Source organism: Streptomyces sp. NBC_01476, from assembly GCF_036227265.1.
Lineage (GTDB): Bacteria > Actinomycetota > Actinomycetes > Streptomycetales > Streptomycetaceae > Actinacidiphila.
In genome coordinates this window covers 1,960,496-1,986,437 of record NZ_CP109446.1, presented here as the reverse complement: position 1 = coordinate 1,986,437, position 25,942 = coordinate 1,960,496, and the positions used below count along the sequence as shown (strand labels likewise).

General features: G+C 73.1%; 25 protein-coding genes and 1 riboswitch. Of the genes, 15 read left to right on the top strand and 10 right to left on the bottom strand.

Translation table 11 applies throughout. From position 1 onward, the window contains the following. The first annotated feature begins 51 nt into the window (after positions 1 to 51). The 5 genes from OG552_RS08675 (at position 52) to OG552_RS08655 (ending at position 4,018) form a co-directional block, all read left to right on the top strand. Positions 52 to 543, top strand: coding sequence for an SRPBCC family protein (locus tag OG552_RS08675; protein ID WP_329130924.1), 492 nt, complete (start codon positions 52 to 54; stop codon positions 541 to 543). 3 nt (positions 544 to 546) lie between these two features. Next, positions 547 to 1,749 (top strand): ArsA family ATPase, encoded by a 1,203-nt coding sequence (locus OG552_RS08670; protein WP_329130922.1) that lies wholly within the window; start codon positions 547 to 549, stop codon positions 1,747 to 1,749. A 92-nt stretch (positions 1,750 to 1,841) separates the two neighbouring features. Continuing rightward, positions 1,842 to 2,246 (top strand): DUF5304 family protein, encoded by a 405-nt coding sequence (locus tag OG552_RS08665; RefSeq protein WP_329130920.1) that lies wholly within the window; start codon positions 1,842 to 1,844, stop codon positions 2,244 to 2,246. A gap of 54 nt (positions 2,247 to 2,300) precedes the next feature. Then, a complete protein-coding gene (locus OG552_RS08660) occupies positions 2,301 to 3,242 on the top strand; it encodes an ROK family glucokinase (RefSeq protein ID WP_329130918.1) in 942 nt (313 codons plus the stop codon). A 23-nt stretch (positions 3,243 to 3,265) separates the two neighbouring features. Further along, positions 3,266 to 4,018: an endonuclease/exonuclease/phosphatase family protein gene (locus OG552_RS08655; RefSeq protein ID WP_329130916.1), complete on the top strand. Its 753-nt coding sequence runs from the start codon at positions 3,266 to 3,268 to the stop codon at positions 4,016 to 4,018. 57 nt (positions 4,019 to 4,075) lie between these two features. Here OG552_RS08655 and OG552_RS08650 read toward each other — a convergent pair whose 3' ends face one another. Both OG552_RS08650 and OG552_RS08645 read right to left on the bottom strand, forming a co-directional pair. Further along, positions 4,076 to 4,591 (bottom strand): hypothetical protein, encoded by a 516-nt coding sequence (locus OG552_RS08650; RefSeq protein WP_329130914.1) that lies wholly within the window; start codon positions 4,589 to 4,591, stop codon positions 4,076 to 4,078. After that, a complete protein-coding gene (locus OG552_RS08645) occupies positions 4,584 to 5,369 on the bottom strand; it encodes an alpha/beta hydrolase (RefSeq protein WP_329130912.1) in 786 nt (261 codons plus the stop codon). Before OG552_RS08645 ends, OG552_RS08650 begins: the two co-directional genes overlap by 8 nt. A 268-nt stretch (positions 5,370 to 5,637) precedes the next feature. On the opposite strand from OG552_RS08645, the gene OG552_RS08640 reads away from it, so the two are divergent. The 5 genes from OG552_RS08640 to OG552_RS08620 all read left to right on the top strand — a co-directional run bounded on the left by OG552_RS08640 (position 5,638) and on the right by OG552_RS08620 (position 10,282). Continuing rightward, complete coding sequence (locus tag OG552_RS08640) at positions 5,638 to 6,381, top strand: lysophospholipid acyltransferase family protein (protein ID WP_329130910.1); 744 nt, start codon at positions 5,638 to 5,640, stop codon at positions 6,379 to 6,381. Between the two features lie 26 nt (positions 6,382 to 6,407). Further along, positions 6,408 to 7,631: a MacS family sensor histidine kinase gene (gene macS / locus OG552_RS08635; RefSeq protein WP_443070893.1), complete on the top strand. Its 1,224-nt coding sequence runs from the start codon at positions 6,408 to 6,410 to the stop codon at positions 7,629 to 7,631. Then, positions 7,628 to 8,371 (top strand): response regulator transcription factor, encoded by a 744-nt coding sequence (locus OG552_RS08630; protein ID WP_329130908.1) that lies wholly within the window; start codon positions 7,628 to 7,630, stop codon positions 8,369 to 8,371. The genes macS and OG552_RS08630 overlap by 4 nt, the downstream gene beginning before the upstream one ends. 69 nt (positions 8,372 to 8,440) lie before the next feature. Then, on the top strand, positions 8,441 to 9,469 hold the full coding sequence (locus OG552_RS08625; RefSeq protein ID WP_329130906.1) for a 6-phosphofructokinase: 1,029 nt from the start codon (positions 8,441 to 8,443) through the stop codon (positions 9,467 to 9,469). 207 nt (positions 9,470 to 9,676) lie between these two features. Next, entirely contained in the window at positions 9,677 to 10,282 is a 606-nt protein-coding gene (locus OG552_RS08620) for a uridine kinase family protein (RefSeq protein ID WP_329130904.1), read from the top strand. A gap of 68 nt (positions 10,283 to 10,350) precedes the next feature. Here OG552_RS08620 and OG552_RS08615 read toward each other — a convergent pair whose 3' ends face one another. Both OG552_RS08615 and OG552_RS08610 read right to left on the bottom strand, forming a co-directional pair. Then, complete coding sequence (locus tag OG552_RS08615) at positions 10,351 to 12,258, bottom strand: anthranilate synthase family protein (RefSeq protein ID WP_329130902.1); 1,908 nt, start codon at positions 12,256 to 12,258, stop codon at positions 10,351 to 10,353. 219 nt (positions 12,259 to 12,477) lie between these two features. Beyond that, entirely contained in the window at positions 12,478 to 14,553 is a 2,076-nt protein-coding gene (locus tag OG552_RS08610) for an N-acetylmuramoyl-L-alanine amidase (RefSeq protein WP_329130900.1), read from the bottom strand. Between the two features lie 218 nt (positions 14,554 to 14,771). On the opposite strand from OG552_RS08610, the gene OG552_RS08605 reads away from it, so the two are divergent. Beyond that, on the top strand, positions 14,772 to 16,121 hold the full coding sequence (locus tag OG552_RS08605; RefSeq protein WP_329130898.1) for a class II 3-deoxy-7-phosphoheptulonate synthase: 1,350 nt from the start codon (positions 14,772 to 14,774) through the stop codon (positions 16,119 to 16,121). Positions 16,122 to 16,283: 162 nt separating this feature from the next. Beyond that, positions 16,284 to 16,547, top strand: coding sequence for a (2Fe-2S)-binding protein (locus tag OG552_RS08600; RefSeq protein WP_329130896.1), 264 nt, complete (start codon positions 16,284 to 16,286; stop codon positions 16,545 to 16,547). A gap of 27 nt (positions 16,548 to 16,574) precedes the next feature. On the opposite strand, the gene bfr is transcribed toward OG552_RS08600, so the two are convergent. After that, positions 16,575 to 17,066: a bacterioferritin gene (gene bfr, locus OG552_RS08595; protein WP_329130894.1), complete on the bottom strand. Its 492-nt coding sequence runs from the start codon at positions 17,064 to 17,066 to the stop codon at positions 16,575 to 16,577. A 171-nt stretch (positions 17,067 to 17,237) separates the two neighbouring features. Here bfr and OG552_RS08590 point away from each other — a divergent pair, with 171 nt between their 5' ends. After that, entirely contained in the window at positions 17,238 to 17,852 is a 615-nt protein-coding gene (locus OG552_RS08590; protein WP_329130892.1) for a sulfite oxidase-like oxidoreductase, read from the top strand. A gap of 3 nt (positions 17,853 to 17,855) precedes the next feature. On the opposite strand, the gene OG552_RS08585 is transcribed toward OG552_RS08590, so the two are convergent. Together OG552_RS08585 and pknB are read right to left on the bottom strand one after the other, a co-directional pair. After that, positions 17,856 to 18,710 (bottom strand): deoxyribonuclease IV, encoded by an 855-nt coding sequence (locus tag OG552_RS08585; RefSeq protein WP_329140669.1) that lies wholly within the window; start codon positions 18,708 to 18,710, stop codon positions 17,856 to 17,858. Positions 18,711 to 18,722: 12 nt separating this feature from the next. After that, positions 18,723 to 20,645: a Stk1 family PASTA domain-containing Ser/Thr kinase gene (gene pknB, locus OG552_RS08580; protein ID WP_329130890.1), complete on the bottom strand. Its 1,923-nt coding sequence runs from the start codon at positions 20,643 to 20,645 to the stop codon at positions 18,723 to 18,725. A 162-nt stretch (positions 20,646 to 20,807) separates the two neighbouring features. Here pknB and OG552_RS08575 point away from each other — a divergent pair, with 162 nt between their 5' ends. Next, positions 20,808 to 22,091 carry an amidase gene (locus OG552_RS08575; RefSeq protein WP_329130888.1) on the top strand — a complete coding sequence of 428 codons (1,284 nt, stop codon included), beginning with the start codon at positions 20,808 to 20,810 and terminating at the stop codon, positions 22,089 to 22,091. A gap of 7 nt (positions 22,092 to 22,098) precedes the next feature. On the opposite strand, the gene OG552_RS08570 is transcribed toward OG552_RS08575, so the two are convergent. The 3 genes from OG552_RS08570 to thiO form a co-directional block, all read right to left on the bottom strand. Further along, positions 22,099 to 22,839 (bottom strand): thiazole synthase, encoded by a 741-nt coding sequence (locus tag OG552_RS08570; RefSeq protein WP_443071150.1) that lies wholly within the window; start codon positions 22,837 to 22,839, stop codon positions 22,099 to 22,101. Positions 22,840 to 22,917: 78 nt separating this feature from the next. Continuing rightward, positions 22,918 to 23,124: a sulfur carrier protein ThiS gene (gene thiS / locus OG552_RS08565; protein ID WP_443070892.1), complete on the bottom strand. Its 207-nt coding sequence runs from the start codon at positions 23,122 to 23,124 to the stop codon at positions 22,918 to 22,920. Beyond that, positions 23,121 to 24,290: a glycine oxidase ThiO gene (thiO, locus tag OG552_RS08560; protein ID WP_329130886.1), complete on the bottom strand. Its 1,170-nt coding sequence runs from the start codon at positions 24,288 to 24,290 to the stop codon at positions 23,121 to 23,123. Before thiO ends, thiS begins: the two co-directional genes overlap by 4 nt. A gap of 10 nt (positions 24,291 to 24,300) precedes the next feature. Next, positions 24,301 to 24,388, bottom strand: a riboswitch (TPP riboswitch). A 330-nt stretch (positions 24,389 to 24,718) separates the two neighbouring features. Here thiO and OG552_RS08555 point away from each other — a divergent pair. Beyond that, positions 24,719 to 25,888, top strand: a complete 1,170-nt coding sequence (locus OG552_RS08555; protein ID WP_443071149.1) for an NAD(P)/FAD-dependent oxidoreductase — start codon at positions 24,719 to 24,721, stop codon at positions 25,886 to 25,888. The last annotated feature ends 54 nt before the right edge of the window (positions 25,889 to 25,942 follow it).

Sequence of the window (25,942 nt, the reverse complement as noted above, 5' to 3'; positions counted from 1 at the left end):
CGCGATAGCCTTCACCCGCAGCCAGCAGCACCACATCGGAGGGCCACGGCGATGGCGGAACACACGAGGTCGAGCATCACGATCGAAGCGGCGCCGGAAGCCGTCATGGCGGTCATCGCCGACTTCGACCGCTACCCGGAATGGACCGGGGAGGTCAAAGAGGCGGAAGTGCTGGGCCGCGACGACGCGGGCCGCGCCGAACAGGTCCGGCTGGTGCTGGACGCCGGCGCGATCAAGGACGACCACACCCTGGCGTACCGCTGGATCGGCGCCAACGAGGTGCAGTGGTCGCTGGTGAAGTCCCAGATGCTGCGCGCCCTGGACGGCTCCTACGCGCTCGCCCCGGTCGACGGCGGAACCCGCACCGAGGTGACGTACCAGCTCACGGTGGACGTCAAGATCCCCATGCTCGGCATGATCAAGCGCAAGGCGGAGAAGGTCATCATCGACCGCGCGCTCGCCGGCCTGAAGAAGCGGGTGGAGTCGGACCCGGCGCCGGCCGCAGCGCCCGCCGTGCCGGACGACACCGGCACGTCGGCCTGACGCGTGACACCGGTACGCACCCTGCTGATCACCGGCACCTCCGGGGCCGGCCGGACGACGGTCGCCACGGCGACAGCGGTGGCCGCCGCCCGTACCGGCAGCCGCACCCTGCTGCTCACCCGTGACCGGCAGGACGTGGCGGAACTGCTGGCCGCCGCGGGTGCCGGGCCGCTCGCCGAGGAGGGCGCGGTACCCGGGACCGACGGGCTCTACCTCGCGCTCGCCGACCCCGCCACCGCCTTCCAGGACGGCCTGCTGGACCTCCAGGACCGGCTCGGCAGCCTGCTCGGCCTGCTCGGGGCCGCCCCGCTGGACCCCGAGGAGGTGACCCCGGTGCCCGGGGCCGGCGCGCTGGCGCTGCTCACGACGCTGCGGCGGGCCCAGGTCATCGGGGAGACCTCGGACTGGGACCTGGTCGTGGTGGACCTGCCGCCGGTCCGCGAGGCCGTCGGACTGCTCGCCCTGCCCGAGCAACTGCGCCGCTACCTCCGGCGGTTGCTGCCCGCCGACCGGCAGGCCGCCCGCGCGCTGCGCCCGGTGCTCGCCCAGCTCGCCGGCGTCCCGATGCCCGCCGAGTGGGCCTACGACGCCGCTGCCCGCGCCGACCGCGAACTCGCCGCCGTGCAGGCGGTGATCGAGCACCAGGACACCGCCGTGACCGTCGTCCTCGAACCCGGCCCGGCCGCGGCCCGGGCGCTGGCCACCGCCAGGACCGGCCTGGCGCTGTACGGCCACCGGCTGGCCGCCGTCACCGCCAACCGGCTGCTGCCGACCACCTCCCAGGACCCGTTCCTCGCCGGGCTCTCCGCCCACCAGCAGGACCACCTCAAAGCGCTCGCCGGCCAGTGCGCGGCCGACGGCGTACCGCTGCTCGAACTCCCGCACCTCGGCCGCGAACCGCACGACCCGGTGGAACTCGCGCTGCCCGTGCCGGAGACCGGGCCGCGGGCCGCCGAACCCTGGACGGTGGATGAACACCTCGCCGACCAGGGGCAGTTCATCTGGTCCCTGCCGCTGCCCGGCGCCGGCCGGGACAGCCTGGACCTGGTCCGCCGCGGCGACGAACTCGTGGTGGACGCGGGCGGCTTCCGCCGGATCGTGCCGCTGCCGTCCGCGCTGCGCCGCTGCACGGTGGCGGGCGCGGCGCTGCGGGACGGCGTCCTGCGGGTGCGGTTCACCCCCGATCCGGAGCTGTGGCCCCGCTGACCGGTCCGCCCGGCCGCTCTTCGGGGTACCGTCGGAAGGAGCCGAGGCAAAAACAGCGGCAAACACCCTCAGCGCCCCGTTTGGAGCCGATCATGAGCGAAGCCACGGACCGTCCCGACGCCGACGCGTGGGCCAAGGCCAGCGCCGAGGACATCCGCGCCGAGCACGCCCGCCGGCGGACCGAGGCGGGCCAGGGACCGGGCAGCGCGGGCGACGAGCTGCGCCGGCTCGCGGAGGCCGTCGGAGAGGCCGTCACGGACCGGCTGGCGACCTTGCGCAACCCCGCGGTGCAGATGGCCGCGCAGGGTGTCATCTCCCAGGTGCGTTCCGTTGTCGAACCCATCGTGGAGCGCAACCCCGACCTCTTCGATCATCTGAACGCGGCCGGGGCCGAATTGCTGGCCGCATACCGGTCCGCGGTGACCCAGGCCGAGGCACGCTGGACCTCCGGCGGAAGCTCCAAGCGTTCAACCGCTGAACACATCGACCTCGACTGACCCCTCCTCCGGTACGGTTCTCTTAGCGGGGATCGACCGAAAACTGAGGGACACATGGGACTCACCATCGGCGTCGACATCGGCGGCACCAAGATCGCGGCCGGGGTGGTCGACGAGGAAGGCTCGATTCTCGAGACCGTCAAGGTGCCTACTCCGTCGACTCCCGAAGGCGTCGTGGACGCGATCGTGGAGGCGGTACGCCAGGTCAGCACCGGTCACCAGATCGAGGCCGTCGGCATCGGCGCCGCCGGTTACGTCGACGACAAGCGCGCCACCGTCCTCTTCGCGCCGAACATCAACTGGCGGCACGAAGCGCTCAAGGACAAGGTCGAACAGCGCGTGGAACTCCCGGTGGTGGTGGAGAACGACGCCAACGCCGCGGCCTGGGGGGAGTACCGCTTCGGTGCCGGACAGGGCCACTCCGACGTGATCTGCATCACGCTGGGCACCGGCCTCGGCGGCGGCATCATCATCGGCAACAAGCTGCGCCGCGGCCGGTTCGGAGTCGCCGCCGAATTCGGTCATATCCGGGTGGTCCCGGACGGGCTGCTCTGCGGGTGCGGCAGCCAGGGCTGCTGGGAGCAGTACGCTTCCGGTCGTGCCCTGGTCCGCTACGCACGCCAGCGGGCCAACGCCACCCCGGAGAACGCCGAGGTGCTGCTCGCCCTCGGTGACGGCACCCCGGAAGGCATCGAAGGGCGGCATGTCAGCGCCGCCGCCCGGCAGGGCGACCCGGTGGCCGTCGACTCGTTCCGCGAGCTGGCCCGCTGGGCCGGCGCCGGCCTGGCCGACCTGGCATCGCTCTTCGACCCCTCCGCGTTCATCGTCGGCGGCGGGGTGTCGGACGAGGGCGAACTGGTCCTCGACCCGATCCGCAAGTCGTTCCGGCGCTGGCTGATCGGCGGGGAGTGGCGGCCGCACGCCCAGGTGCTCGCGGCCCAGCTGGGCGGCAAGGCAGGACTGGTCGGAGCGGCGGACCTGGCGCGGCAGGGCTGACGGGACGCGATGGAGCGGACGGGGTGACGGTGGAGGATCTGCCGGGTTCGGCGACCGAGCACGACGGCTCGGCGGTCGTTCGGGTACTGAGTTACAACATCCGCTCCATGCGGGACGACACGGCGGCGCTGGCCCGGGTGATCCGTGCCTGCGCCCCCGACCTGGTCCTGATCCAGGAGGCGCCGCGGTTCTTCCGCTGGCGCAAGGCGGCCGCGCGGCTCGCCGGGGCGACGGACCTCTTCCACGTCACCGGCGGGGCCACCACCGCGGGGCCGATGATCCTGTCGTCGCTGCGGGCCCACGTGGAGCGCACGGAGGACGTCCTCCTCCCGCACACCCCGGGGCTCCACCAGCGCGGTTTCGCCACCGCCGTCCTGCGGATCGGCGGTGCCCGGCTCTCGGTGCTCAGCGCCCACCTCAGTCTCAACGCAGCCGAGCGGTACGAACAGGCGGGGCTGCTGCTCGACCGGGTCACCGGGCTCGGCGAGCCGCACGCCGTGGCCGGCGGCGACCTCAACGACCGTCCCGAGGGCCGCGCGTTCTCGCGGGTGGCCGACCTGCTCCAGGACGCCTGGGCCACCAAGCCGTGGGGCGGTGAGTTCACCTCCTCCGCCCAGCGCCCCTATCAGCGCATCGACGCGGTGTTCGCCTCCCCGGGGATCGAAGTCCTCGGCGCGGGCGTGCCGCTGGCGCTTCCCGGGATCGACCGGGAGGACCTCACCGCCGCCACCGACCATCTCCCGGTGCTGGCCGCCCTCCGTATCCCGGCGTCCTAGCGTCCGGCCTTCCGTCCGCCGCCCCGGGCGGTGGGCGGTGGGCCCGGCGCGGGCCGCTCAGACGACCGCGCCGCCGCCGGGGAGGTCGTCGTCATCGTCCCCGGTACGCATCCGCGTGACGAGGGTGGCGAAGCCGCCGAGGAAGCCGCCGAGGCCCACCAGGATCGCCCACCAGGTGAGTTCGAGGCCGAAGAGGACGAAGGCGAGCAGCAGGAGCGGACCGCCGATGACCGCGATCCAGGCGAACTTCGTGGTGACGTCGGCCTCGGGCAGCGGGGGCGGCTCCGGCGGTACGAAGTGCGCGTCGTCCTCGTCGTCGACGAGTTCGTAGTTGCGCGGCCCGGAGATCACCGGATGGATGACGATGCTGCGATCCGGCGGCGGGGGCAGCTGGTTGACCGGTGCGGGGTCCTTGGGCGGCACGTTCTCCGCCTCCGGCCAGGCCGGTTCTGCGCCCGGCGCCGGCTCGTTGTCATAGCCGGCCACGAGCGCGGCCCAGGCCGCGTCCTCGTCCAGCGGCGGCCGGCCCGGCTCTTCCTGGGGTGCGGTGTTCTCGTCCTCGCGGTCAGCCACCGGCCGTACTCTCCTTGACCGTGTCGCCCGCCGGAGCGGACAGCCGTCGTACGAAGTCGTAGGACTCCGTGAAGATGCGCTCCGCGTCGTGGTCGAGCGTGGCCACGTGGTAGCTGCGCTCCAGCACGATCTCCGTGACGTCCGTGGACGACACCTTGCCGAGCACCACAGCCGAGTTGGACGGGTGCACCACGTGGTCCACCCGGCTGTGCAGCAGCAGGAGCGGCTGGGTCACCTGCGGCAGCGCGGCCCGTACGATCCCCCAGAACCTGCTGAGCGAGTGCACCGCGTGCAGCGGGGTCCGGTCGTACCCGAGCTCGGAGCCGCCCTCGGCCGCGATGTCGCTGGCGATGCCCGCCACCGACGGCACGAGATGCCGGAGCACCGGCACGGCCTTCAGCTGCACGCTGTCGCCCTTCACCGAGGGGTTCACCAGGATCACCCCGCTGACCGCGGTCCCGTGCTTCTCGGCCAGCCGCAGCGCCAGCGCGCCGCCCATCGACAGCCCGGCCACGAAGACCCGGGAGCAGCGTTCGGAGAGCGCCACCAGTTCCCGGTCGACCTCCGCGTACCAGTCCTGCCAGCCGGTGAGCTGCATGTCCTGCCAGCGGGTGCCGTGACCGGGCAGCAGCGGCAGCGACACGCTGAGCCCGCGCGCCGCCAGATATTCACCCCAGGGGCGCAGGGACTGCGGGGAGCCGGTGAAACCATGGCAGAGCAGCACGCCGGTCTCACCGCCGTCATGGCGGTACGGTTCGGCTCCGGACATGAGCGGCACCGTTGTCTCCTGTTCGGACGCGTGTTCGCGGGTAGGCGGGTACATGGGCACGTGGCCGCGCGGCTGCGTGCGTGCGCGGCCACCTGGATACGCGTGTGTGCGCGAGGCCGGGAGTTCAGCGTACGCGGACCCGATACCTGGCGGTAAGCCCCATCGGACGTGCCGGGCCGGGACCACCCGCGAGGCACGCCCTGCGGACCTCGCCCGGTGCGGACCGGGCGCCCGCCGGTGGCGTTAAGGTCAGTGCGTCGGCTCACAGGAGGATCGGTTGTTCTACGGCGCGATGAAGATCGTTCTCGGCCACCCCATCAAGGCTGTGTTCCGGCCCTGGGTGGAGGGCCTGGAGAATGTCCCCAGCGAGGGGCCGGCCATTCTGGCGAGCAATCACCTGTCGTTCTCCGACTCCTTCTTCCTTCCCTCGGTCCTGGACCGGCAGGTCACCTTCATCGCCAAGGCCGAGTACTTCACCGCGCCCGGCCTCAAGGGCAAGCTGACCGCGGCCTTCTTCAAGGGCGTCGGCCAGCTCCCGGTGGACCGCTCCGGCGCCCGCGGCGCCGGCGAGGCGGCGGTGAACAGCGGTGTCGCGGTGCTGGCCCGCGGTGAGCTCTTCGGTATCTACCCCGAGGGCACCCGGTCGCCCGACGGCCGGCTCTACCGCGGCAAACCGGGCGGTCTTGCCCGGGTCGCGCTGGCCTCCGGCGCTCCGGTGATCCCGGTCGCGATGATCGACACCGAGAAGCTCCAGCCGCCCGGCCAGGTGATCCCCAAGCTCAACCCCCGGCCCGGCATCCGGATCGGCAAGCCGCTCGACTTCAGCCGCTATCAGGGCATGGAGGGCGACCGCTTCATCCTGCGCTCGGTCACCGACGAGGTGATGTACGAGATCATGAAGCTCTCCGGCCAGGAGTACGTCGACATCTACGCCACCGCCGCCAAGCGCCAGATCGCCGAAGCCGCCAAAGCCGCGGCCGAGACGGCCGCCGGCAGACCGCAGGAGCAGGCCGGCAGCTGACCGTACGACGGGGGAGGGGGCCCGCCATGGCCATGAAGATGTCGGTGGAACAGCCACTGTGGCGCGCCCTCCTCGCGTACCGGGTCCTGACCTGCGGATACGCCGTCGCGCTCTATGTCCACGCGTACGGTGAGCTGCGGCACCCGCTGCCCGGCGGTGTCTACATGGCGGTCCTGACCGGCTGGACGCTCGCCACCCTCGGCCGGGTGAAGAACGCCGAACGCTGCACCCGCGGCTTCCTGGCCGCCGACCTCACGGTGGCCGTCGGCGGCATCCTGCTCACCGGCCTGGTGGACTCGCCGGCCCGGATCCAGGCCGGCGCCTTCACCCTGCCGTCGATATGGACCGCGGGCTCGGTGCTGGCCTACGCGGTCAAGGGCGGCTGGCGCTGGGCGGCCGTCGCCTCCTCGCTGGTCGCCGCCGCCGACCTGATCGAGCGCGGCACGCCCAGCCGGGACACCCTGCACAACCTGGTGCTGGTCTGGATCGCCAGCATCGCCATCGGTTACGTGGTGGAGGTCGCCCGCGCCAGCGAACGGACCCTGGCCCGCGCGCTGCAGATCGAGGCGGCCACCCGGGAGCGCGAGCGGCTGGCCCGCGACATCCACGACGGGGTGCTCCAGGTGCTGGCCATGGTCCAGCACCGCGGCAGCCAGGCCGGCGGTGAGGCCGCCGAGCTCGGCCGGCTGGCCGGCGAGCAGCAGGCCGCGCTGCGCACCCTGATCAGCGGCGCCCCGCCGCCCCGCCCCCCGGCCGGCGACACCACCGGTCCGCCGCACGACCTGCGCACCCTGCTCAACCCGCTGACCTCCGCCCGGATCACGCTGTCCGCACCCGGCACCCCGGTCCTCCTGGCCCCGGCCGCGGCCGCCGAACTGGCCGCCGCGGTCGCCGCCGCGCTGGACAACGTCCGCAAGCACGCCGGCGAGCGGGCGCAGGCGTGGATCCTGGTCGAGGACGAACCGGACGCGGTGCTGGTCACCGTGCGGGACGACGGGCCCGGCATCGCCGAGGGCAGGCTGGCCGCCGCCGCGGACGAAGGACGGCTCGGTGTCGCCCAGTCCATCCGCGGCCGGCTGCGCGACCTGGGCGGCAGCGCGGAACTGGTCTCCGTCCCGGGGCAGGGCACCGAGGTGGAACTGCGGCTGCCCAAGGAGGCGGCAGCGGCCAGGGCCGGGGCCAGGGGCGGAGCCGGCCTCCCGGCCCGTACCGAAGAACTCAGCGAAGCGAAGGGCGGCAGCACACGATGACGGTCGGAACCGCCGGAGACGTGGGTGGCGAGCAGTCGGTGACCGTGATGGTCGTGGACGACCACCCGATGTGGCGCGACGCGGTCGCCCGCGATCTCACCGAGGCCGGGCTGAAGGTGGTGGCGACGGCGGGCGACGGCCCCGAGGCGGTCCGCCGGGCCCGCGCCGCCCGCCCCCAGGTGCTCGTCCTCGACCTCAACCTGCCCGGGGCCTCCGGGGTGCAGGTCTGCAAGGAGGTGGTGGCCCACGACTCCGCCGTACGGGTACTGGTGCTCTCCGCCAGCGGCGAGCACACCGACGTGCTGGAGGCGGTGAAGTCCGGGGCGACCGGCTATCTGCTGAAGTCGGCCGGCCGCGAGGAACTGGTGGACGCGGTCCGGCGGACCGCCGTCGGGGACCCGGTGTTCACCCCGGGGCTGGCCGGACTCGTCCTCGGCGAGTACCGCAGACTCGCCGCCGCACCGGCGCCCGCCGCGGCCGGCGACGGCCCCGCCGCACCCCGGCTCACCGACCGCGAGACCGAGGTGCTGCGCCTGGTCGCCAAGGGCCTGAGCTACAAGCAGATCGCGCAGCGGCTCGTCATCTCGCACCGCACGGTCCAGAACCACGTGCAGAACACCCTCGGCAAACTCCAGCTCCACAACCGGGTCGAACTGGTCCGCTACGCGATCGAACGCGGGCTGGACGGCACGGCCCGGCCAGCCGACCGTACACAGGCGCGCACGGACGGCGACACGTGACCCAAGTCACGCTAGCTTGGCGGAGGTTGCACATCCGGCACAGCTGGCTTGCGACGAAGGGAAGAGTCCATGCGGGTCGGAGTTCTGACCGGTGGCGGGGACTGCCCCGGTCTCAACGCGGTCATCCGCGGCATCGTCCGTAAAGGCGTCCAGGAGTACGGCTACGACTTCACCGGGTTCCGGGACGGCTGGCGCGGGCCCCTGCAGGGGGACACGGTACCGCTCGACATCCCGGCCGTCCGCGGCATCCTGCCCCGCGGCGGCACCATCCTCGGGTCCTCACGGACCAATCCGCTCAAGGCCGAAGGCGGCGTCGACCGGGTCAGAGCGAACCTCGCGGAGAACGACGTCGAAGCGCTCATCGTGATCGGCGGCGAGGACACCCTCGGGGTCGCCGCGGAACTCCACGAGCAGCACGGCATCCCGTGCGTCGGCGTACCGAAGACCATCGACAACGACCTGTCGGCCACCGACTACACCTTCGGCTTCGACACCGCGGTCAACATCGCCACCGAGGCGATCGACCGCCTGCACACCACCGCCGAGTCCCATATGCGGGTGCTGGTCGTCGAGGTGATGGGCCGGCACGCCGGCTGGATCGCCCTGCACTCCGGGCTGGCCGGCGGCGCCAACGTCATCCTCATCCCCGAGCAGCGGTTCGACCTCGACCAGGTCTGCGCGTGGGTGGAGAGCCGGTTCAAGATCCGTTACGCGCCGATCGTGGTGGTCGCCGAGGGGGCGATGCCGCAGGACGGCGACCTGGTGCTCAAGGACGGCACGCTGGACTCCTTCGGCCATGTCCGGCTCTCCGGCATCGGCGAATGGCTCGCCACCCAGATCGAGAAGCGCACCGGCAAGGAGGCCAGGACCACCGTGCTCGGGCACGTCCAGCGCGGCGGCACACCCAGTGCCTTCGACCGCTGGCTCGCCACCCGCTTCGGGCTGCACGCGATCGAGGCGGTACGCGAGGGCGACTTCGGGAAGATGGTGGCGCTGCAGGGCACCCGGGTCGTGCGGGTGCCGATCAAGGACGCGATCGCCACCATCAAGACGGTGCCGGCGTCGCTCTACGAGGAGGTCCAGGTCTTCTTCGGCTGACCCCCGCCGCTTGCCAAGGTGCTCCCAGCCCTTCCCACGGACCTTCCTGCGGATCTTCCCGCGGACCCTCCCACGGGCCATCCGGTCCTGCTCGGCCGCGCCGTGACCGACATGTCTTGCCGTGGACGATCGCCGGGTCCTATCCTCCGTGCACCCGGCTTGTCCGGCCGCTTCGTTTTCCCTTGAGCACGTGAAGGAGCGCCCGGTATGGCGGGTGTGGCGAGCAGGCATTCGGTGCCTGTACTGGCGGTCGCAGGCGGCACCGCATCGGGCAAGTCCACCCTTGCCGACGCGCTGGCGCTGCACCACCCCGAGAGCGTCGGTCTGATCCATCTCGACGACTTCTACGACCCCCTGCGCGGGGTGCGTACCCGCAGTGCGTCCGGTGCGGAGATCCTCGACTGGAACCATCCCGGCTCCATCGACGAGGGCGCCGTCGCCGCGGCCGTGGACGCGATGACCTCGGGCGGGCGGTACCGGCTGGTCGTGGTGGAGGGGCTCTTCGCGCTCACCCTCGCCCCGGTGGTGGCCCGCGCGACCTGGCGGGTCTACGTGGACACCCCGGACGACATCCGGCTGGCCCGCAAGATCCTGCGCAAGATCGAGATCCAGCAGCAGGACCCGGCGCTGTCCCTGCGGAACTATCTGGCGAGCGGGAGGGAGCGGCACTTCGCCCATGTCGCCCCCTCCCGGGCCCTGGCGGATCTGGTGGTGGACGGTACAGCGGACGCGTACGCGATGATCGCCGCCGTCCTGATGCTGATCGACCCGATCCTCCCGCCCCCGCCCACCCCCACTCCCGAAATGGCCTGAACCGGCGCGGCACCGGCGCCCTCCGCCGGGCACCGGCCGGTCTCAGCGGCCGGTCTCAGGGGCCGGTCTCAGCGGACGGTGACCGGGGGCAGGAGGGAGGCGAGCAGAGCCGGGCCGTTGAGGGTGAGCACGGACTCCGGGTGGAACTGGACCCCCGCGAAACCGGGCGCACGCATCGCGTGGATGTCCCCGGTGACCGGGTCCCGGCTCAGCTCCACCCGGTGCATCGCCAGCTCCTCCGCCGTCGCCGCGTCGCACCGCGCGGTGAAGGTGTTGTAGAAGCCGACCGTCTCCGCCCGTCCGAAGAAGTCGATCCGCTCCTGGGCCCCCTGGGCCGGGTTCTCCTTGCGGACCAGGTCGAGCCCCAGCTCCGCGGCCAGCAGTTCATGGCCGAGGCAGACCCCGAGCACCCCGTGCCGGTGACCTGCCAGCAGGTCAGCCGCCAGCGCGCGGAGCAGCCGCATCTTGGGGTCCGCCGGGTCGGCGGGATCGCCGGGGCCGGGGCCGAGCACCACAGGACCCGGGTGCGCCGCGGCCGCCGCCCGCAGCCCCGGCTCGTCGTAGCGCCGTACCGTCACCGCGAGGCCCGCCGACCGCAGGACATGCGCCAGCATCGCCGTGAAGGTGTCCTCGCCGTCGACCACCAGCGCGTGGGCGGTCGCCGGCGGGTGCTCGGTCTGCATCCGCAGCCAGAAGGGCGCCAGGTCCGCCCGGCGGGCGTCCAGCGCCGTCCTGACCCTGATGTCCTCCGCCAGCCGCAGCCGGGGCGCGCCCGGGGCCCGTACCGGCGCCGGCCGCACCCCCAGCGCGGTCAGCACACCCGCCGCCTTGGCATGGGTCTCGGCCACCTCGGAGCCGGGGTCGGAGTGCCGCACCAGCGTCGCCCCGACCGGCACCTTCAGCTCGCCGTCCGGCGAGATGTCGGCGGTACGGATCAGGATCGGCGAGTCCAGTGTCTGCGCCCCGCCCGCGTCCCGGCCGATCAGCGCCAGCGCGCCCGCGTAGTAGCCGCGGCCCCCGGGTTCGTACCGCTCGATGACCCGGCAGGCGTTCTGCACCGGGGACCCGGTCACCGTCGCGGCGAACATCGTCTCGCGCAGCACCTCCCGTACGTCCATCGTGGACCGGCCGCGCAACTCGTACTCGGTGTGCGCCAGGTGCGCCATCTCCTTCAGCCGCGGGCCCACCACGACCCCGCCGAGGTCGCCGACGGTGCACATCATCTTCAGTTCCTCGTCCACCACCATCGTCAGCTCCTCGACCTCCTTGGGGTCGCGGAGGAACGCCAGCAGCCCCTCGGCGGACGGGCCCTGCTCGGGGTAGCGGTAGGTGCCGCTGATCGGGTTCATCACCACCGTCCCGCCGGCCATCCGCACATGCACCTCGGGGCTGGCGCCGACCAGGGTCCGCTCCGGGGTATGCACGACATAGGTCCAGTACGCGCCGCGTTCGCCGCGCAGCAGCCGCGCGAACAGCGCCAGCGCGGCGTCAGGACCGTACTCCCGCACGGTGCCGCGGAAGGTGCGCCGGATCACGAAGTTGGCGCCCTCACCGCGGCCGATCTCGTCCTCGATGACCCGCCGCACGATGCCCGCGTAGACCTCGTCGGCGACGTCGAAGGCGCCGCCCGTCACCCGCACGTCCCGGTCGGGCAGCGCGGCCGGCAGAGCGGCGAGCGGGAGTTCGTACCGCTCCCGCACCCGCAGGACGGCCAGCGGGGTGCCGTCGTCGCGGACGTCGAAGCCGCGTTCACGGATCTGGCAGAACGGGACCAGGGCGAGCACGTCGGTGGCCGCGGCGCCGGGGGCACCGGTGGGCAGCGGGATGTCGGTGAGCCGCGCATGCTCCTCGACCGGGCCGAGCAGCACCTCGACGACCCCCTCGGGGCGGCCGGGGGTGTGGCGGTGCAGCAGGGCGAACGGCGGGCAGCCGGGGGCGAGCAGGCGTGCTGTCAGCTGGGCGGGGGTCGGGTGCACGGCGGGGGTCCTTCCAGGGGGTGGGTCCTGGGGGCGGCCGGCCCGGGAAACGCCGAAGGCCGCCCCTGCGAGGGCGGCCTTCGCGAAGTGAGTACGCGCGATGTTCAGCGGGCCGCCCGGGAAGCGGTCCACCACCAGTTCTGGTTGAGCGTCTGGTGCATCGGCGAGGTCATGCGGCCGAGCCTATCGCATGCCCGCCGGGCGGGCGGCGGTGTCCGCTCAGGAGGCCGCGCCGGTGATCCGCTGGACGTCGGACGCCTTCACGTACGCCAGCCGGTGGTTGTACCGGATCGGGTAGTACGTGGTGTTCCCGGTGACCAGGGTGTGGTCGCCGGGAGCGCTGTTGTCGATGTTCTGGGCGTAGAAGTAGTCGCCGGTGACCGCGGGACCGGCCGCGACGTAACGCTGCCCGGCCGGGAGCGCGTACCGGGTCAGCGCTTTGTCGTTGTCGGTCTGCACCGGCACGCCCGTGCCCGCGTAGGCGGCGGTCTCCGGGTAGCCGCGCCCGTACACCGGGACCGAGTCGCGGCCGGTCGCTGGGGTGAGCACGATGGTGTCGGCGGCGTCGTCCACGGCGGCGTTGGAGCCGCCCGGGTCGGCGAACCAGCCCTTCTTGCCGCCGTACCAGATCGCGGTCCAGTCGCCGGACTGCTCCGCGACCACGAACCGCTGTCCGGCGACCGCCTTGTCGCCCCAGTCCGGTCCGTCGGAGGTGCCCGCGGTCCCGCTGTGCAGATAGGGGTCGCCGAGCCGGGCGGAGGTCAGGGAGGGCGAGGTGTGGAGGTAGACGAAGTTCGCCGGGTGGGGGGCCTGGGCCTTGCCGCCGTAGGTGACCTCCGGCTGGTTGCCGGTGGTGTACGGCGGCACCACGCTGATCACCTGGCCGGCCTTGGGCACGGTGCCGGTGCGGTCCGAACCGTCGGGCGCCAGGATCAGCGCCATGTAGTGGTTCCAGTCCCAGTACGGGCCGGGGTCCCAGTGCATGCCGCCGGCGTAGGAGTCCAGCGGTCCCGGGACGTCGTCGTGGCCGATGATGTGCTCACGGTCACGGGGGATGCCGTACGTCGCGCAGAGCCAGCGCACCAGCAGGGCGGAGGAGCTGTACTCGGTCTCGGAGTACCAGCTGCCGGCCTTGATCGCATAGCCCTCGTGCTCGACGCCGATCGAGTGCATGTTGACGGTCTTGTTGCCGGCGTGCCAGGCGGTGTCCTTGTCGGCCACCATCTGGGTGACCTGGCCGTCGGAGGCCCGGATCACATAGTGGGCGCTGGCGTACGCCGTCGGGTTCTGGAAGCTGGAGACCGTGCCCGCGTAAGTGCCCTCGGTGTCGTGGATGACGATCGAGGTGATCCGCTGCCCGTCGGCGGGCCGGTCGGTGACGTCGTAGTTGCCGTAGTCGGCCTTGTCCGCGCTGTTCTGCCGGAACGCGGCGGCGGCGACGTCGCAGCGCAGGGTGGCCGGGCACTGCGGGGTCACCGCGTCGTCGGCCTTGACCGCCGGCCCCGCGGCGGCGGGCGTCAGCGGGATCCTGCCGGTCCTGACCGGCGACACCTGCGGCGAGGCGGGCAGGACGACCCGCTGGCCGTCGTCGGTGACCGCGCGCTGCCCGCTGCGGACCGTGGCGAAGACGCTGTCGGCGAACTGCCGGGCACCTGAGGCGTCGGGGGACTGGCTGTAACGGGCGACCGCCGCGTACCAGCGGCCCACGTCGGCAGGCAGCGAGCCGACCGCCGCCTTCTCGTACCGGGCGAGCAGCGCGGCGGCGCCCCGGACGCTCTGCGCGCTGTCGGTCCGCAGGCTGCCGGCGGGGCGGCCGATCAGCTTGGCCGCGAGGTCCAGGGTGTGCAGCCGCGGGTCGCCGGTGTCGACCGCGCCGGCTCCCCGCAGCGTGCGCAGGGCGGCGTCCGGGTGGAAGCGCGCGCTGCGGCGCGGGTCGCCGCTCTGGTTCAGCCCGTCGGTGGCACCTGCCGGGCGGGCGGCCAGATCACCGGGGTCGACCTGGGTCAGCCCCATCACGTTGTAGTTGCCGGTGGTGCTCGGCAGGCCGCCGTGCGCGTTCCAGCGGGTCTGCCGGTACGCCACCGCCATCAGGACATTCTGCGGGACTTTGAACTCCCCGGCGGCCGACGCGAAGGACTCCTGCAGGGCGCGGGTGCCGGCGGGCGGCTCGGCGGGTCCTTCCCCGGGCGGCGCCGCCATGGCGACGGTGCCGTACGCGGCCGAGGCGGCCAGGACGGCCGCGGCGACGCGGCGGGCGAGCGGTGCGTTTCCTTTGCGGTGTCTGCTCCGTGGCAACGTGTCGGCCCTCGGCTCCGGGACGCGCTGCGGCGCCCTGCTCTCGGCGTTCGTCTCCGGCGGAGACCGCCCGAAGCGGGACGCTAACAGCGCCGATGGCCCTTCCCGCGCTGATCACGGGTACCGCGCCGTCACTCCCGCCCCGATTCACACGGACGCCATGTCTCACCCACTGGGCGAGCCGAAACCCGCCGGCGACGACCCCGTAATCTGGGGGAGTGACCGTGAACGCTGAACTCCACGCCGGTGGCAACACCTGGCACGCTCTTCCCGCGGCGCAGCAGCCTGAGTGGCCCGACCCCGAGGCTCTGCGCGATGTGATCGCCGACCTCGCCTCGTATCCGCCGCTCGTGTTCGCGGGGGAGTGCGACCAGCTGCGCAACCGCCTGGCCGCGGTGGCCAAGGGCGAGGCGTTCCTGCTCCAGGGCGGCGACTGCGCCGAGGCGTTCGACGCCGTCGGCGCCGACCAGATCCGCAACAAGCTCAAGACGCTGCTGCAGATGGGCGCGGTGCTCACCTACGCCGCCTCGGTGCCGGTGGTCAAGGTCGGGCGGATCGCGGGGCAGTACAGCAAGCCGCGCTCCAAGCCGACCGAGACCCGCGACGGGGTGACGCTGCCGACCTACCGGGGCGACTCGGTGAACGGCTTCGAGTTCACCCCCGAGGCCCGCATCCCCGACCCGGAACGGCTCAAGCGGATGTACCACGCCTCCGCCTCGACCCTGAACCTGGTGCGGGCCTTCACCACCGGCGGCTACGCCGATCTGCGCCAGGTGCACGCCTGGAACCAGGACTTCGTCAAGTCCTCGCCGTCCGGCCAGCGTTACGAAGCACTGGCCCGCGAGATCGACAACGCGCTGAACTTCATGGCGGCCTGCGGCACCGACCCGGCGGAGTTCCGCACGGTGGAGTTCTACGCCTCGCACGAGGCGTTGCTGCTGGACTACGAGACGGCGCTGACCCGTACCGACTCGCGGACCGGCAAGCTCTACGACGTGTCGGGCCACATGGTGTGGATCGGCGAGCGGACCCGGCAACTGGACGGGGCGCACATCGAGTTCGCCTCCCGGATCAGCAACCCGATCGGCATCAAGCTCGGCCCCGGCAGCACCCCGGAGGAGGCGCTGACCTACATCGACCGCCTCGACCCGGACCGCGAGCCCGGCCGGCTGACCTTCATCGTGCGGATGGGCGCCGACAAGGTACGCGACAAGCTGCCGACGCTGGTGGAGAAGGTCACCGCGTCCGGTGCGCAGGTGGCGTGGGTCAGCGACCCGATGCACGGCAACACCTTCGAGGCGGCCTCCGGCCACAAGACCCGGCGCTTCGACGACGTGCTCGACGAGGTGAAGGGTTTCTTCGAGGTCCATCACGGCCTCGGCACCCACCCCGGCGGCATCCACGTCGAGCTGACCGGTGACGACGTCACCGAGTGCGTCGGCGGCGGCGACGAGATCTTCGTGGACGACCTGCACCAGCGCTACGAGACGGCCTGCGACCCCCGCCTCAACCGCAGCCAGTCGCTGGACCTGGCCTTCCTGGTGGCCGAGATGTACCGGGGCCAGTAGCCGCCCGGCGGCCGGCAGCAGTCGAAGGGGCGCGGATCACACCGATCCGCGCCCCCCGCTGCTTTTGTCCGACTCGCACGCCGGGTAAGGTAAGCCTGACCTTAGATGAGGTTAGGCTTTCCTCAGTTTCTGCGGGGCATCTCCCGCGGGACCCGAACGGCGGTGCATCGCGTGTACGTCTGCTCCTGCTTCGGCATCACCGAGCAGCAGGTCAAGAAGCACGCCGGCGACGGCCGCTGCACCCCGCGGCAGATCGCCTCCGCCTGCAAGGCGGGCACCGACTGCGGTTCCTGCGTCAAGCGGATCCAGGCGCTGCTGGGCCGGGGCGCCGGCTGCGCCGGGCAGGGCCCGGTGGCCGCCGCGCAGCAGGCACCCGCGCTCCCCCCGGCGGTACTCGTCGAGGCCCGGGACCAGCAGGCCGCCTGAGGCCGCGGCCCCGGCCCGCGGCGCCGGTCAGTCGTTCGTGTCCGAGCTGGGCTGCTCGATCTGCTGCGCGATGTACAGCGGCTCCCCCAGCTTCTCGATCAGATCGAGCTGGGTGTCCAGGTAGTCGATGTGGTGCTCCTCGTCCGCCAGGATCGCCTCGAAGATGTTCGCCGAGGTGATGTCGCTCTTGCTGCGCATCAGCTCGATCCCGCGCCGCAGCCGGTCGATCGCCTCGACCTCCACCTGCTTGTCCGCCTGGAACATCTCGGTGACCGTCTGGCCGACCCGGACGTGGAAGAGCCGCTGGTAGTTGGGCAGGCCCTCCAGCAGCAGGATCCGGTCGGTGATGAGCTCGGCGTGCCGCATCTCGTCGAAGGACTCCGAGCGGGTGTATTTCGCGAGCTTCAGCCAGCCGAAGTTCTCCTGCATCTTCGCGTGCAGGAAGTACTGGTTGATGGCGGTCAGCTCGGCGGTCAGCTGTTCGTTGAGGAACTCGATGACCTCGGGGTCGCCCTGCATGGCAACGCCATCCTTCCCGTTCGGACTCGTCTGTCGCCCGCATCCTCGCACCCCGCCTCCCGCCGATCCAGTAAGCGCGGGCTTACCATCCGCGCCCGTATTGTCAGCAATCGGTACGGAATGGGGCAGGGCGGGTCGGAAGCACCCGGGCCGGTCTGTCACCATGGGGACATGGGTTCACCGCGGCATCGTGAGGGGGAGCTTCCCCCGGGGCAGCGGCTCCAGCGCGGCTGGCCGGTGACCCACTACGGGCCGGTGCCGCGCTTCAAGCCCGACCGCTGGGAGTTCCGGGTCTTCGGCGCCACCGCCGACGGCGACAAGACCTGCTGGAACCACGAGGAGTTCTCCGCCCTCCCCTATGCGACGGTCATCGCCGACTTCCACTGCGTCACCAAGTTCTCCATGCTCGGCGTCGAATGGGGCGGGGTCGCCACCGACACCGTGGTCAAGCTCGCCCCGCCCGCCCCCGACGTGACCCACGCGATGATCTGGGCCGAGTACGGCTACTCCGCGAATCTGCGGATCGAGGACTTCCTCGACGACAAGTCGATATTCGCCACCCGCCAGGGCGGCCAGCCGCTCACCGCCGAGCACGGCTTCCCGGTGCGGATGATCATCCCCGGGCTCTACGCCTGGAAGGGCCCCAAGTGGGTCCGCGGCGTGGAATACATGACAGCCGACCGCCGCGGCTTCTGGGAGGAACGCGGCTACCACAACGTCGGCGACCCCTGGCGTGAGCAGCGCTACTCGTACCAGGAAGAGCCGGCCGACGGGCCCGAGCTGTAGAGCTCACGCGTCCCGCAGCTCCTTGAGGAGCTTGACGTCCGCCGCGTGGCCCTCGGGACCGCCCGGGGTCTCGATCACCAGCGGCACGCCCTCGGTCGCCGGGTGGCGGAGCAGGTCCCCGAAAGGCGCGGCCGCGATGTGGCCGGCACCGATGTTCACATGCCGGTCCAGATGCGACCCGCAGCCCGCCTTCGAGTCGTTGGCGTGGATCAGCCGCAGCCGGCCGGGACCGGCCACCGCCTCGATCTCCGCCAGCGTCCGCGCCACCCCGCCCTCGGCCGCCAGATCGTGCCCGGCCGCGTAGATGTGGCACGTGTCCAGGCACAGCCCCACCCGCGGGTGACGGTCGAGCGCCGCCAGGTACGGGCCCAGGTCCTCGGCGAGCGAGCAGAGCGAGAAGCCCTGCCCGGCGGTCGGCTCCAGCAGCAGCCACGGGTCGTCGTCGTGCGTCAGCTCGTCGAGCAGCGGCCTGACCCGCTCCCCGACCTGCGCCAGGGCCACTTCCCGCGCCCGGCCGCCGGTCGCCGAACCGGTGTGCACCACCACCCCCAGCGCACCGATCTGCCGGGCCCGGCGCAGTGAGTGCCGCAGCGAGTCCACCGACAGGTCCACGGTCGCCTCGGTGTGCGAGCCGAAGTTGATCAGGTAGGGCGCGTGCACATAGGCCGGGATGCCCAGTTCCGCGCAGCGTGCCCGGAACTCCTCGTCCTGCCGCGGGTCGCCGGGCACGGTGGCCCAGCCCCGCGGGTTCGCCACGAAGACCTGCACCGCCTCAGCGCCGGTCCGGGCCGCGTACGCCAGCCCCTTCGTCGCCAGACCACCGGCGACCGGGAGATGCGCGCCGATCGGATTACGCAGCTCCCGCACCGGTCAGCGCACCCACAGCGTGATCGTGGCGCCCTTGGGCGCCTGGCCGCCGCCGTCCGGCGACTGGCTGAAGACGGTGCTGCCGAAGAAGAGGTTGATCACCCGCACCTCGAAGCCCGCGTCGGTCAGGATCTGCTTGGCGTCGTCGGTGTTCTTGCCGGTCACGTCCGGCACCGCGAAGGTCTGCTGGCCCTTGGAGACGGTGATCGTCACCGTGTCGCCGGTGCCGGCCTGGCCCGACGGCGAGACTCGCGCGACGGTGTCCTTGTCGGCCTCGTCGGAGAAGACCTGGTCGGGGGCGATCACCACCTTCAGCCCGGCGTCCGCCAGGTCCTGCTGGGCCTCGTCGACCGGCTTGCCGATCACATCCGGCACGTCGACGGCCGCGCCGCGCGAGACGGTGATCGCCACCGGGGTGCCAGGGGCCCGGTTGATGCCGCCCGCCGGGTCGGTGGAGATGACCTGGCCGTTCGGCACGTCGTCGCTGAACGTCCTGGTGACGGTGCCAGGGGCCAGCCCCGCGTCGGTGATCTCCTGCCGGGCGGTGGCCAGCGCGTGCCCGGTGACCCGGGGCACCGGCACCTGCTGCGGGCCCCTGGAGACGGTCAGGGTCACCGTGCCGTTGCTGCGGATCCGTTTGCCGGGGGCCGGGTCGGTGGAGATGACCGCGCCGCGCGGCACGTTCAGTGAGAAGTCCTGCTTCACCTTGGTGGCCAGGCCGGCCGACGACAGCTTCCGCTGGGCCTCGGCCTGGCTCAGCGAGAGCACCCCGGGCACGTGGGTGAACTGTCCGTCGCTGATGTACCAGACCCCCGCGCCGAGGCCGAGCACGGCGAGCAGCACCAGGACCAGGGCGATCGGACCGCGCCGGCCGCGCCGCGCCCGCGGCGCCGGCGGCCCGGCCGGGGGCGGCGGGGGCGGCGGAGGCATCACCAGCCGGCTCGTACGGTTCAGCTGCGCGGTGTCGTGCTCCGCGGCGGCCACCGGCGGCAGCGGTACGACGCTGGTCGGCTCCTCGGAACCTACCGGGGCCACCGTGAGCACCGCGTCGGCCGGCCGGCCGTCCAGCTGCTCCCCGGTGAGGACGGAGCGCACGGCCTGCACCTCGGCGAGCAGCTCCACCGCGTCGGCGGGCCGCTCCCGCGGATCGCGCGCGGTGGCCCGCGCCACCAGCCGGTCGAGCGCGGGAGCGAGGCCGGGGACGGCCGCCGACGGAGCGGGCATCGCCTCGTTGAGGTGCTGGAAGATCACCTGCGCCGGCGTACTGCCGCTGCGCGGCTTCTGCCCGGTCAGCATCTCGTAGAGCACCACACCGCACGCGTACACATCGGTGCGCTGGTCCACCGTGCCGTGCTCGATCTGCTCCGGTGCCAGATAGGAGACCGTGCCCAGCAGCGCGCCCGCGCCCGTCGCACTGGTCTCGGTGCCCACCGCCCGCACCAGGCCGAAGTCAGCGACCTTCACCCGGCCGTCGTCGCCTATCAGCACGTTCTCCGGCTTCATGTCCCGGTGGATCAGCTTCGCCCGGTGCGCGGCGCCCAGCGCGGCCAGCACCGGCTCCAGGATGTCCAGCGCGGCCCGGGGCTGCAGGGCGCCGCGCTCCCGGAGCACGTCGCGCAGCGTGCAGCCGGCCACATATTCCATCGCCAGATACACATAGGTGCCGTCCGTGCCCTGGTCGTAGACCCCGACCACATTGGGGTGGTCGAGCCGGGCGACCGCCTTCGCCTCCCGGATGAACCGCTCCACGAACTCCGCGTCGCCGGCCAGCCCCGGGTGCATCACCTTCAGCGCGAGCACCCTGTCCAGGCGGGTGTCCACGGCCCGGTAGACCGTGGCCATCCCGCCGACCGCGATGCGCCCCTCGACCAGATAACGCCCGTCGAGGATCTGTCCGAGAAGCGGGTCTTGCACGGTGCTGTCCACGACGCCCGATTCTACGATCCCCGGCGCGCCGCCTTACGGGCGTGGCCCCGCACTGTGTCCTGTCCGTGGCGTTCGGAACCGTTCTGTGACGTCGCCCGCGCCGCCGTGACCGGCCGCGGGGACGACGGACCCTGCCCGGCGGGAAGGAGTTCAGGCAGGCTGGTGGCCGTGGAAACCACCCCGGACGAAACGGCCGGCCCGGCGCCCGCCGCCATTGACGCGCTGTGCGACCGGATCGACGCGCTGGACCCCGGCATCCATGCCTTCGTCGCCGGCGCGGAGTCGGCCGGCGCCCGGCGGGCCCGCCTCCACGACGAGCTCAGGGCGCTCCACGGCCGCCGGCCGCTCCCGCCGCTCCACGGGGTCCCGGTCGGTGTGAAGGACATCATCCGGGTGGCCGGCCTGCCCACCCGCGGCGGTTCCCGGCTGCCCCCTGAGGTGTTCGACGGTCCCCAGGCGACGGTGGTTGACCGGCTCCGCGCGGCCGGCGCGCTGATCGCGGGGAAGACGGTCACGGCGGAGTTCGCCATCCTCGCGCCCGGCCCGACCCGTAATCCGCACGCCCCGGACCACACGCCCGGCGGCTCCAGCAGCGGATCGGCGGCGGCCGTCGCCGCGGGCATGGTGCCACTGGCGATCGGCACCCAGACGGTCGGTTCGGTGATCAGGCCCGCGGCCTACTGCGGTGTGGTCGGCTTCAAGCCGACCCTCCACCGCATCCCGTTCGACGGGGTGATCCCCAACGCCCCCTCGTACGACACGCTCGGGATCTTCGCCAGGACCGTCGCCGAGGTGGCGGCCGCGGCGGCCGTCCTGTGCGACGACTGGCAGCCGGCGGAGGAGGCCGCGCGGGGACGTCCGGTGCTCGGCGTGCCCGACGGCCCCTATCTGGAGCGGGCCGGTACGCAGGCGCGGGCCGTCTTCGAGGGTCAGGTGGCGGCGCTGGCCGGCGCCGGGTTCGCGGTCCGCCGCGTCCCGCTCTTCGCGGACTTCGCCCGTGACGTGGCCGACCTGTTCACGGTGAACCGCTACGAGGCCGCCCGCAGCCACGCCGCGTGGTTCCCCCGGTACGGCGCGCTCTACCGCGAGCAGTCCGCCGCCACGGTCCGGCAGGGCCAGGCGATCACCCGGGAGGGTTACCAGCGGGGGCTGCGGGCCCGGGAAGCCTTCCGGGACCGCCTGACGCGTGCCACCGAGGAGGCGGGCGTCGATGTGTGGATCAGCCCGGCGGCCACCGGTCCCGCCCCGTACGGGCTCGACAGCACCGGCGACTCCATCATGTGCCTGCCCTGGAGCAACGCCGGCTGGCCCGCGCTGACGGTCCCGGCCGGCCGGGCCGCGAACGGGCTGCCGCTCGGCCTGCAGTGCGTCAGCCGGGCCGGGAGCGACGAGCGGCTGCCGGGATGGGCGGCGGCCGTCGCCGAAGGAGTCCGCACGGAGGGATGAACACCGCTCAGAACGCCGGGCGTTCGGGGTCGAGGGCGGGCAGGCCGTCGGCCGGGGTGGAGGGCAGGGCGTGATGGCGGCGGGGGATCCGGCCCGCGCGGTGCGCCAGCCGGCCCGCCTCGACGGCGTGCCGCATGGCGGCGGCCATCACCGCCGGGTGCCGGGCGCGGGTGACGGCGGAGGCCAGCATGACGGCGGCGCAGCCGAGCTCCATCGCCTGGGCGACGTCGGAGGCGGTGCCGGCGCCCGCGTCCAGGATCACCGGGACGGTGGCGCGTTCGGTGATCAGCTGGAAATTGTGCGGGTTGCGGATGCCGAGACCGGAGCCGATCGGCGAGCCCAGCGGCATGATCGCCGCGCAGCCCACGTCCTCCAGCTTGCGGGCCAGCACCGGGTCGTCACTGGTGTACGGCAGCACGGTGAAGCCGTCGTCCACCAAGGTCTCGGCAGCGTCGAGGAGTTCGACCGGGTCGGGCAGCAAGGTGTGCTCGTCCGCGATGACTTCCAGCTTCACCCAGTCGGTGCCCAGCGCCTCCCGCGCCAGCCGCGCGGTCAGCACCGCCTCACCCGCGGTGAAGCACCCCGCGGTGTTCGGCAGCACCCGGATCCCGTGCCGGGCCAGCACCGACAGCACCGAGCCCTTCGTCGTCGGGTCCAGGCGCCGCATCGCCACCGTCGTCAGCTCGGTGCCGGACGCCAGCAGCGCCTGTTCCAGCACGTCGAGACTGGGCGCCCCGCCGGTCCCCATGATCAGCCGGGAGCCGAAGACGGCGTCGCCGATGGCAAGGGAGTCGGAGATCTTCTCGCCGGTGGAGACGGACACGGTTCACCCCCCCTGTACCGCGGTCAGGATCTCGACGCGGTCGCCGTCCGCGAGGACGGTGTCGGGCCAGCGGGTCCGCGGCACCACCGTCTCGTTGAGCGCGGCGGCGACGCCCGAGTGGGCGGTGGTGAGGGTCGCCACGAGGGCGGCCAGGGCGCACGGTTCGGCCAGCTCACGGGGTTCACCGTTGAGCCGTACGGTGATCGTCATGCCGGCTGCTCCTGCCGTACGCACCGGGCCGCGGTGAACGGCCGCGCGTACTCCGGGAGTTCACCGCGGGCCAGCACCTCGGCCATGATGTCGCCGGTGACCGGGGTGAGCAGGACGCCGTTGCGGTGGTGCCCGGTGGCCAGCAGCAGCCCGTCCAGGGCGGTGGGGCCGAGCAGCGGAGCGTTGTCGGGGGAGCCGGGGCGCAGCCCGGCGAGCATCTCGGTGAGCGGGAGTTCGGTGATGCCCGGCACCAGCTCATGCGCGTCGCGGAGCAGTCCGTAGACGCCGCCGGCGGTGACCGTGGTGTCCCAGCCGAACTCCTCGCTGGTGGCGCCGAGTACCAGCTCGCCGTTCTCCCGCGGCACCAGATAGACATGGCTGCCGCGTACCACCGCCCGGACCGTACGGGAGAGGAAGGGCGCGTGCGTGGCCGGGATCCGCAGCCGCAGGATCTGGCCCTTCACCGGGCGGACCGGCGGCAGCGCCTCCTCCGGCAGCCCGGCGATCCGGCCGCTCTCGCTGCCCGCGGCCAGCACGGTGCGGCCGGCGGCCGGTTCGCTGCCGTCGGCCAGTACCGCACCGGTGACGCGGTCACCGGTACGGGCGATACGGGTCACCGCGGAGCGCAGGAACGTCACCCCGGCGAGTTCTGCGGCCCGCAGCAGGGCGGCGACCAGGCGCCGCGGGTCCACCTGGTGATCGCCGTCCACCCGCAGTCCGCCGCGCACTCCCGGGGCGAGCAGCGGTTCGAGGCGGCGGCAGTCCCGCCCGCTGAGCCACTGCGACTCCAGGCCGAGCGAGGTCTGGAAGGCGTGCAGGTCCCGCAGATCGGCGCGGTCGTCGGCGTCCAGGGCGACGGCGAGGGTGCCGCAGGGGCGGTAACCGGTGTCGAGGCCGGTGAGTTCGGTGAGTTCCGCGGTGAAGGCGGGGTAGCGGGCGGCCGAGGCGAGGTTCAGGTCGAGCAGGGTCTGCTCGCCGTACTGCAGCTCGGTGACCGCGGCGAGCATACCGGCCGCGGCATGCGCGGCTCCGCCGCCGGGGGCGGGGTCGGCAAGGGCGGTGGCCAGGCCCTGCTGGGCGGACCGCCAGGCGGTGACGAGGCCGATGAGGCCGCCGCCGACCACCAGGACGTCGTGGGCCCTGGGCCCGTTCACGGGTAGGGGCATCGTGCTCGGTCTCCCTTCGCCGGCATGACCCGGATCAGGTTCTTACGGTCGGCGGCCGGTCAGCCGCCCTCTCAGCCCAGTCCGTCCGGGCTCCCGCGCTTTCCCCGGCACCCTATCCCCGCCGGGCGGCCCACCGGTACGGGGCGGGGTCTTTCCCGCCCGCGCGGACCGCCGCCGGACGACGGGCCGCGTGGTGCGTTCAGGCCGCCGCCGGCGGCCTTCCGCCCGGGGGCGGTCCGGCCGGGCGCCGAAGGACCGTTCCGCCGGAGAACCACTCGCACGGATGGCGCGGGCGGGAGCCGGGGAGCGGGTGGGACGGCGGGAACAGCTCCGGGCGGCGGGGCACGGGTACCGGCAGCCGCCCGCGCGGGGCACCGCGGGCTACGGTAACCCCCGTGGAGCGGAACGTGGTGATCGTCGGGGCCGGGATGGCCGGAGTGCAGACCGCGGTGGAACTGAGGGGGCAGGGCTGGCGAGGCGGCATCACGCTGCTCGGCGACGAGCGGCACCCTCCGTACGACCGCCCGCCGCTGTCGAAGGCGGTCCTGCTGGGCGACGCGGAAGCCCCCGTCGACGTCCGCTTCGACGTCGACTTCGCCGCCCTGGACGTCGAACTGCGCCTCGGCGTAAGGGCCGAGGCGCTGCACGCCGAGACCAAGCAGGTCGTCACCGGCGCCGGCACCGTGCCGTACGACCACCTCGTGCTCGCCACCGGCGCCTACGCCGTCGGCCTGCCCGGCACGGCCGGCCTCCCCGGCGTCTTCCCGCTCCGTACGCTCGACGACGCCGCCGCCCTGCGCCCCGTCCTGCTGGCGCGGCAGCGCGTCGTCGTGGTGGGGGCCGGCTGGATCGGCGCCGAGTTCGCCACCGCGGCCCGCCAGGCCGGCTGCCCGGTGACCGTGGTGGAGGCCGCCGACCGCCCGCTGGCCGGCGTACTGCCCGCGTCCGTCACCGACCACATGCGCGGCTGGTACGACGAGGCCGGGGTGGAACTGCGCACCGGCACCGCGGTCGCCGCCGTCGAACCGGGCGCCGTGGTGCTCTCCGACGGCAGCCGGCTGTCCGCCGCGGCCGTCGTGGTCGGCATCGGCGCCCGCGCCGCCAACGGCTGGCTCGGCGACTCGGCCGTCGCCCTCGACCCCCACGGCGCGGTGCTCGCCGACGACCGGCTGCGTACCACCGCCGAGGACGTCTACGCGGTCGGGGACTGCGCGTCCTTCCCGTCCGCCCGCTACGGCCGGCGGCTGCTCATCCACCACTGGGACAACGCGGTGCAGGGCCCGCGGACCGCCGCCGCCAACCTGATGGGCGGGGACGCGCGGTACGACCCGGTGCCGTACTTCTGGTCCGAGCAGTTCGGCCGGTTCGTGCAGTACGCGGGCCACCACAGCGAGGCCGACACGATGCTGCCGCGCGGCGACCCGGCGGACCCGGCGTGGTCGGTGCTCTGGCTGCGGGACGGGCGGCTGGTGGCGCTGCTCGCGGTGGGCAGGCCGCGGGACATGGCGCAGGCCAGGAAGCTGATCGCGAAGTCCGCCGTGGTGGACCCGGAGCTCGCCGCCGACCCGGGGGTGCCGCTCAAGTCCGTGGTCAGATGAGCGCGGGGCGCGTAGCCCGGTCGGCGGCGTGCCGCAGCGGTTGTCGGCGGCAGG

Bases quoted from the DNA above. Each gene is read 5' to 3' on its own strand.
- OG552_RS08620 (WP_329130904.1), top strand. From the start codon at position 9,677: ATGGCGGGTGTGGCGAGCAGGCATTCGGTGCCTGTACTGGCGGTCGCA.
- OG552_RS08660 (WP_329130918.1), top strand. From the start codon at position 2,301: ATGGGACTCACCATCGGCGTCGACATCGGCGGCACCAAGATCGCGGCC.
- OG552_RS08590 (WP_329130892.1), top strand. From the start codon at position 17,238: ATGGGTTCACCGCGGCATCGTGAGGGGGAGCTTCCCCCGGGGCAGCGG.
- thiO (WP_329130886.1), bottom strand. From the start codon at position 24,290: ATGCCCCTACCCGTGAACGGGCCCAGGGCCCACGACGTCCTGGTGGTC.
- OG552_RS08630 (WP_329130908.1), top strand. From the start codon at position 7,628: ATGACGGTCGGAACCGCCGGAGACGTGGGTGGCGAGCAGTCGGTGACC.
- OG552_RS08570 (WP_443071150.1), bottom strand. From the start codon at position 22,839: ATGGGGACCGGCGGGGCGCCCAGTCTCGACGTGCTGGAACAGGCGCTG.
- OG552_RS08675 (WP_329130924.1), top strand. From the start codon at position 52: ATGGCGGAACACACGAGGTCGAGCATCACGATCGAAGCGGCGCCGGAA.
- thiS (WP_443070892.1), bottom strand. From the start codon at position 23,124: ATGACGATCACCGTACGGCTCAACGGTGAACCCCGTGAGCTGGCCGAA.
- bfr (WP_329130894.1), bottom strand. From the start codon at position 17,066: ATGCAGGGCGACCCCGAGGTCATCGAGTTCCTCAACGAACAGCTGACC.
- OG552_RS08555 (WP_443071149.1), top strand. From the start codon at position 24,719: ATGGCCGGAGTGCAGACCGCGGTGGAACTGAGGGGGCAGGGCTGGCGA.
- OG552_RS08625 (WP_329130906.1), top strand. From the start codon at position 8,441: ATGCGGGTCGGAGTTCTGACCGGTGGCGGGGACTGCCCCGGTCTCAAC.
- macS (WP_443070893.1), top strand. From the start codon at position 6,408: ATGGCCATGAAGATGTCGGTGGAACAGCCACTGTGGCGCGCCCTCCTC.
- OG552_RS08665 (WP_329130920.1), top strand. From the start codon at position 1,842: ATGAGCGAAGCCACGGACCGTCCCGACGCCGACGCGTGGGCCAAGGCC.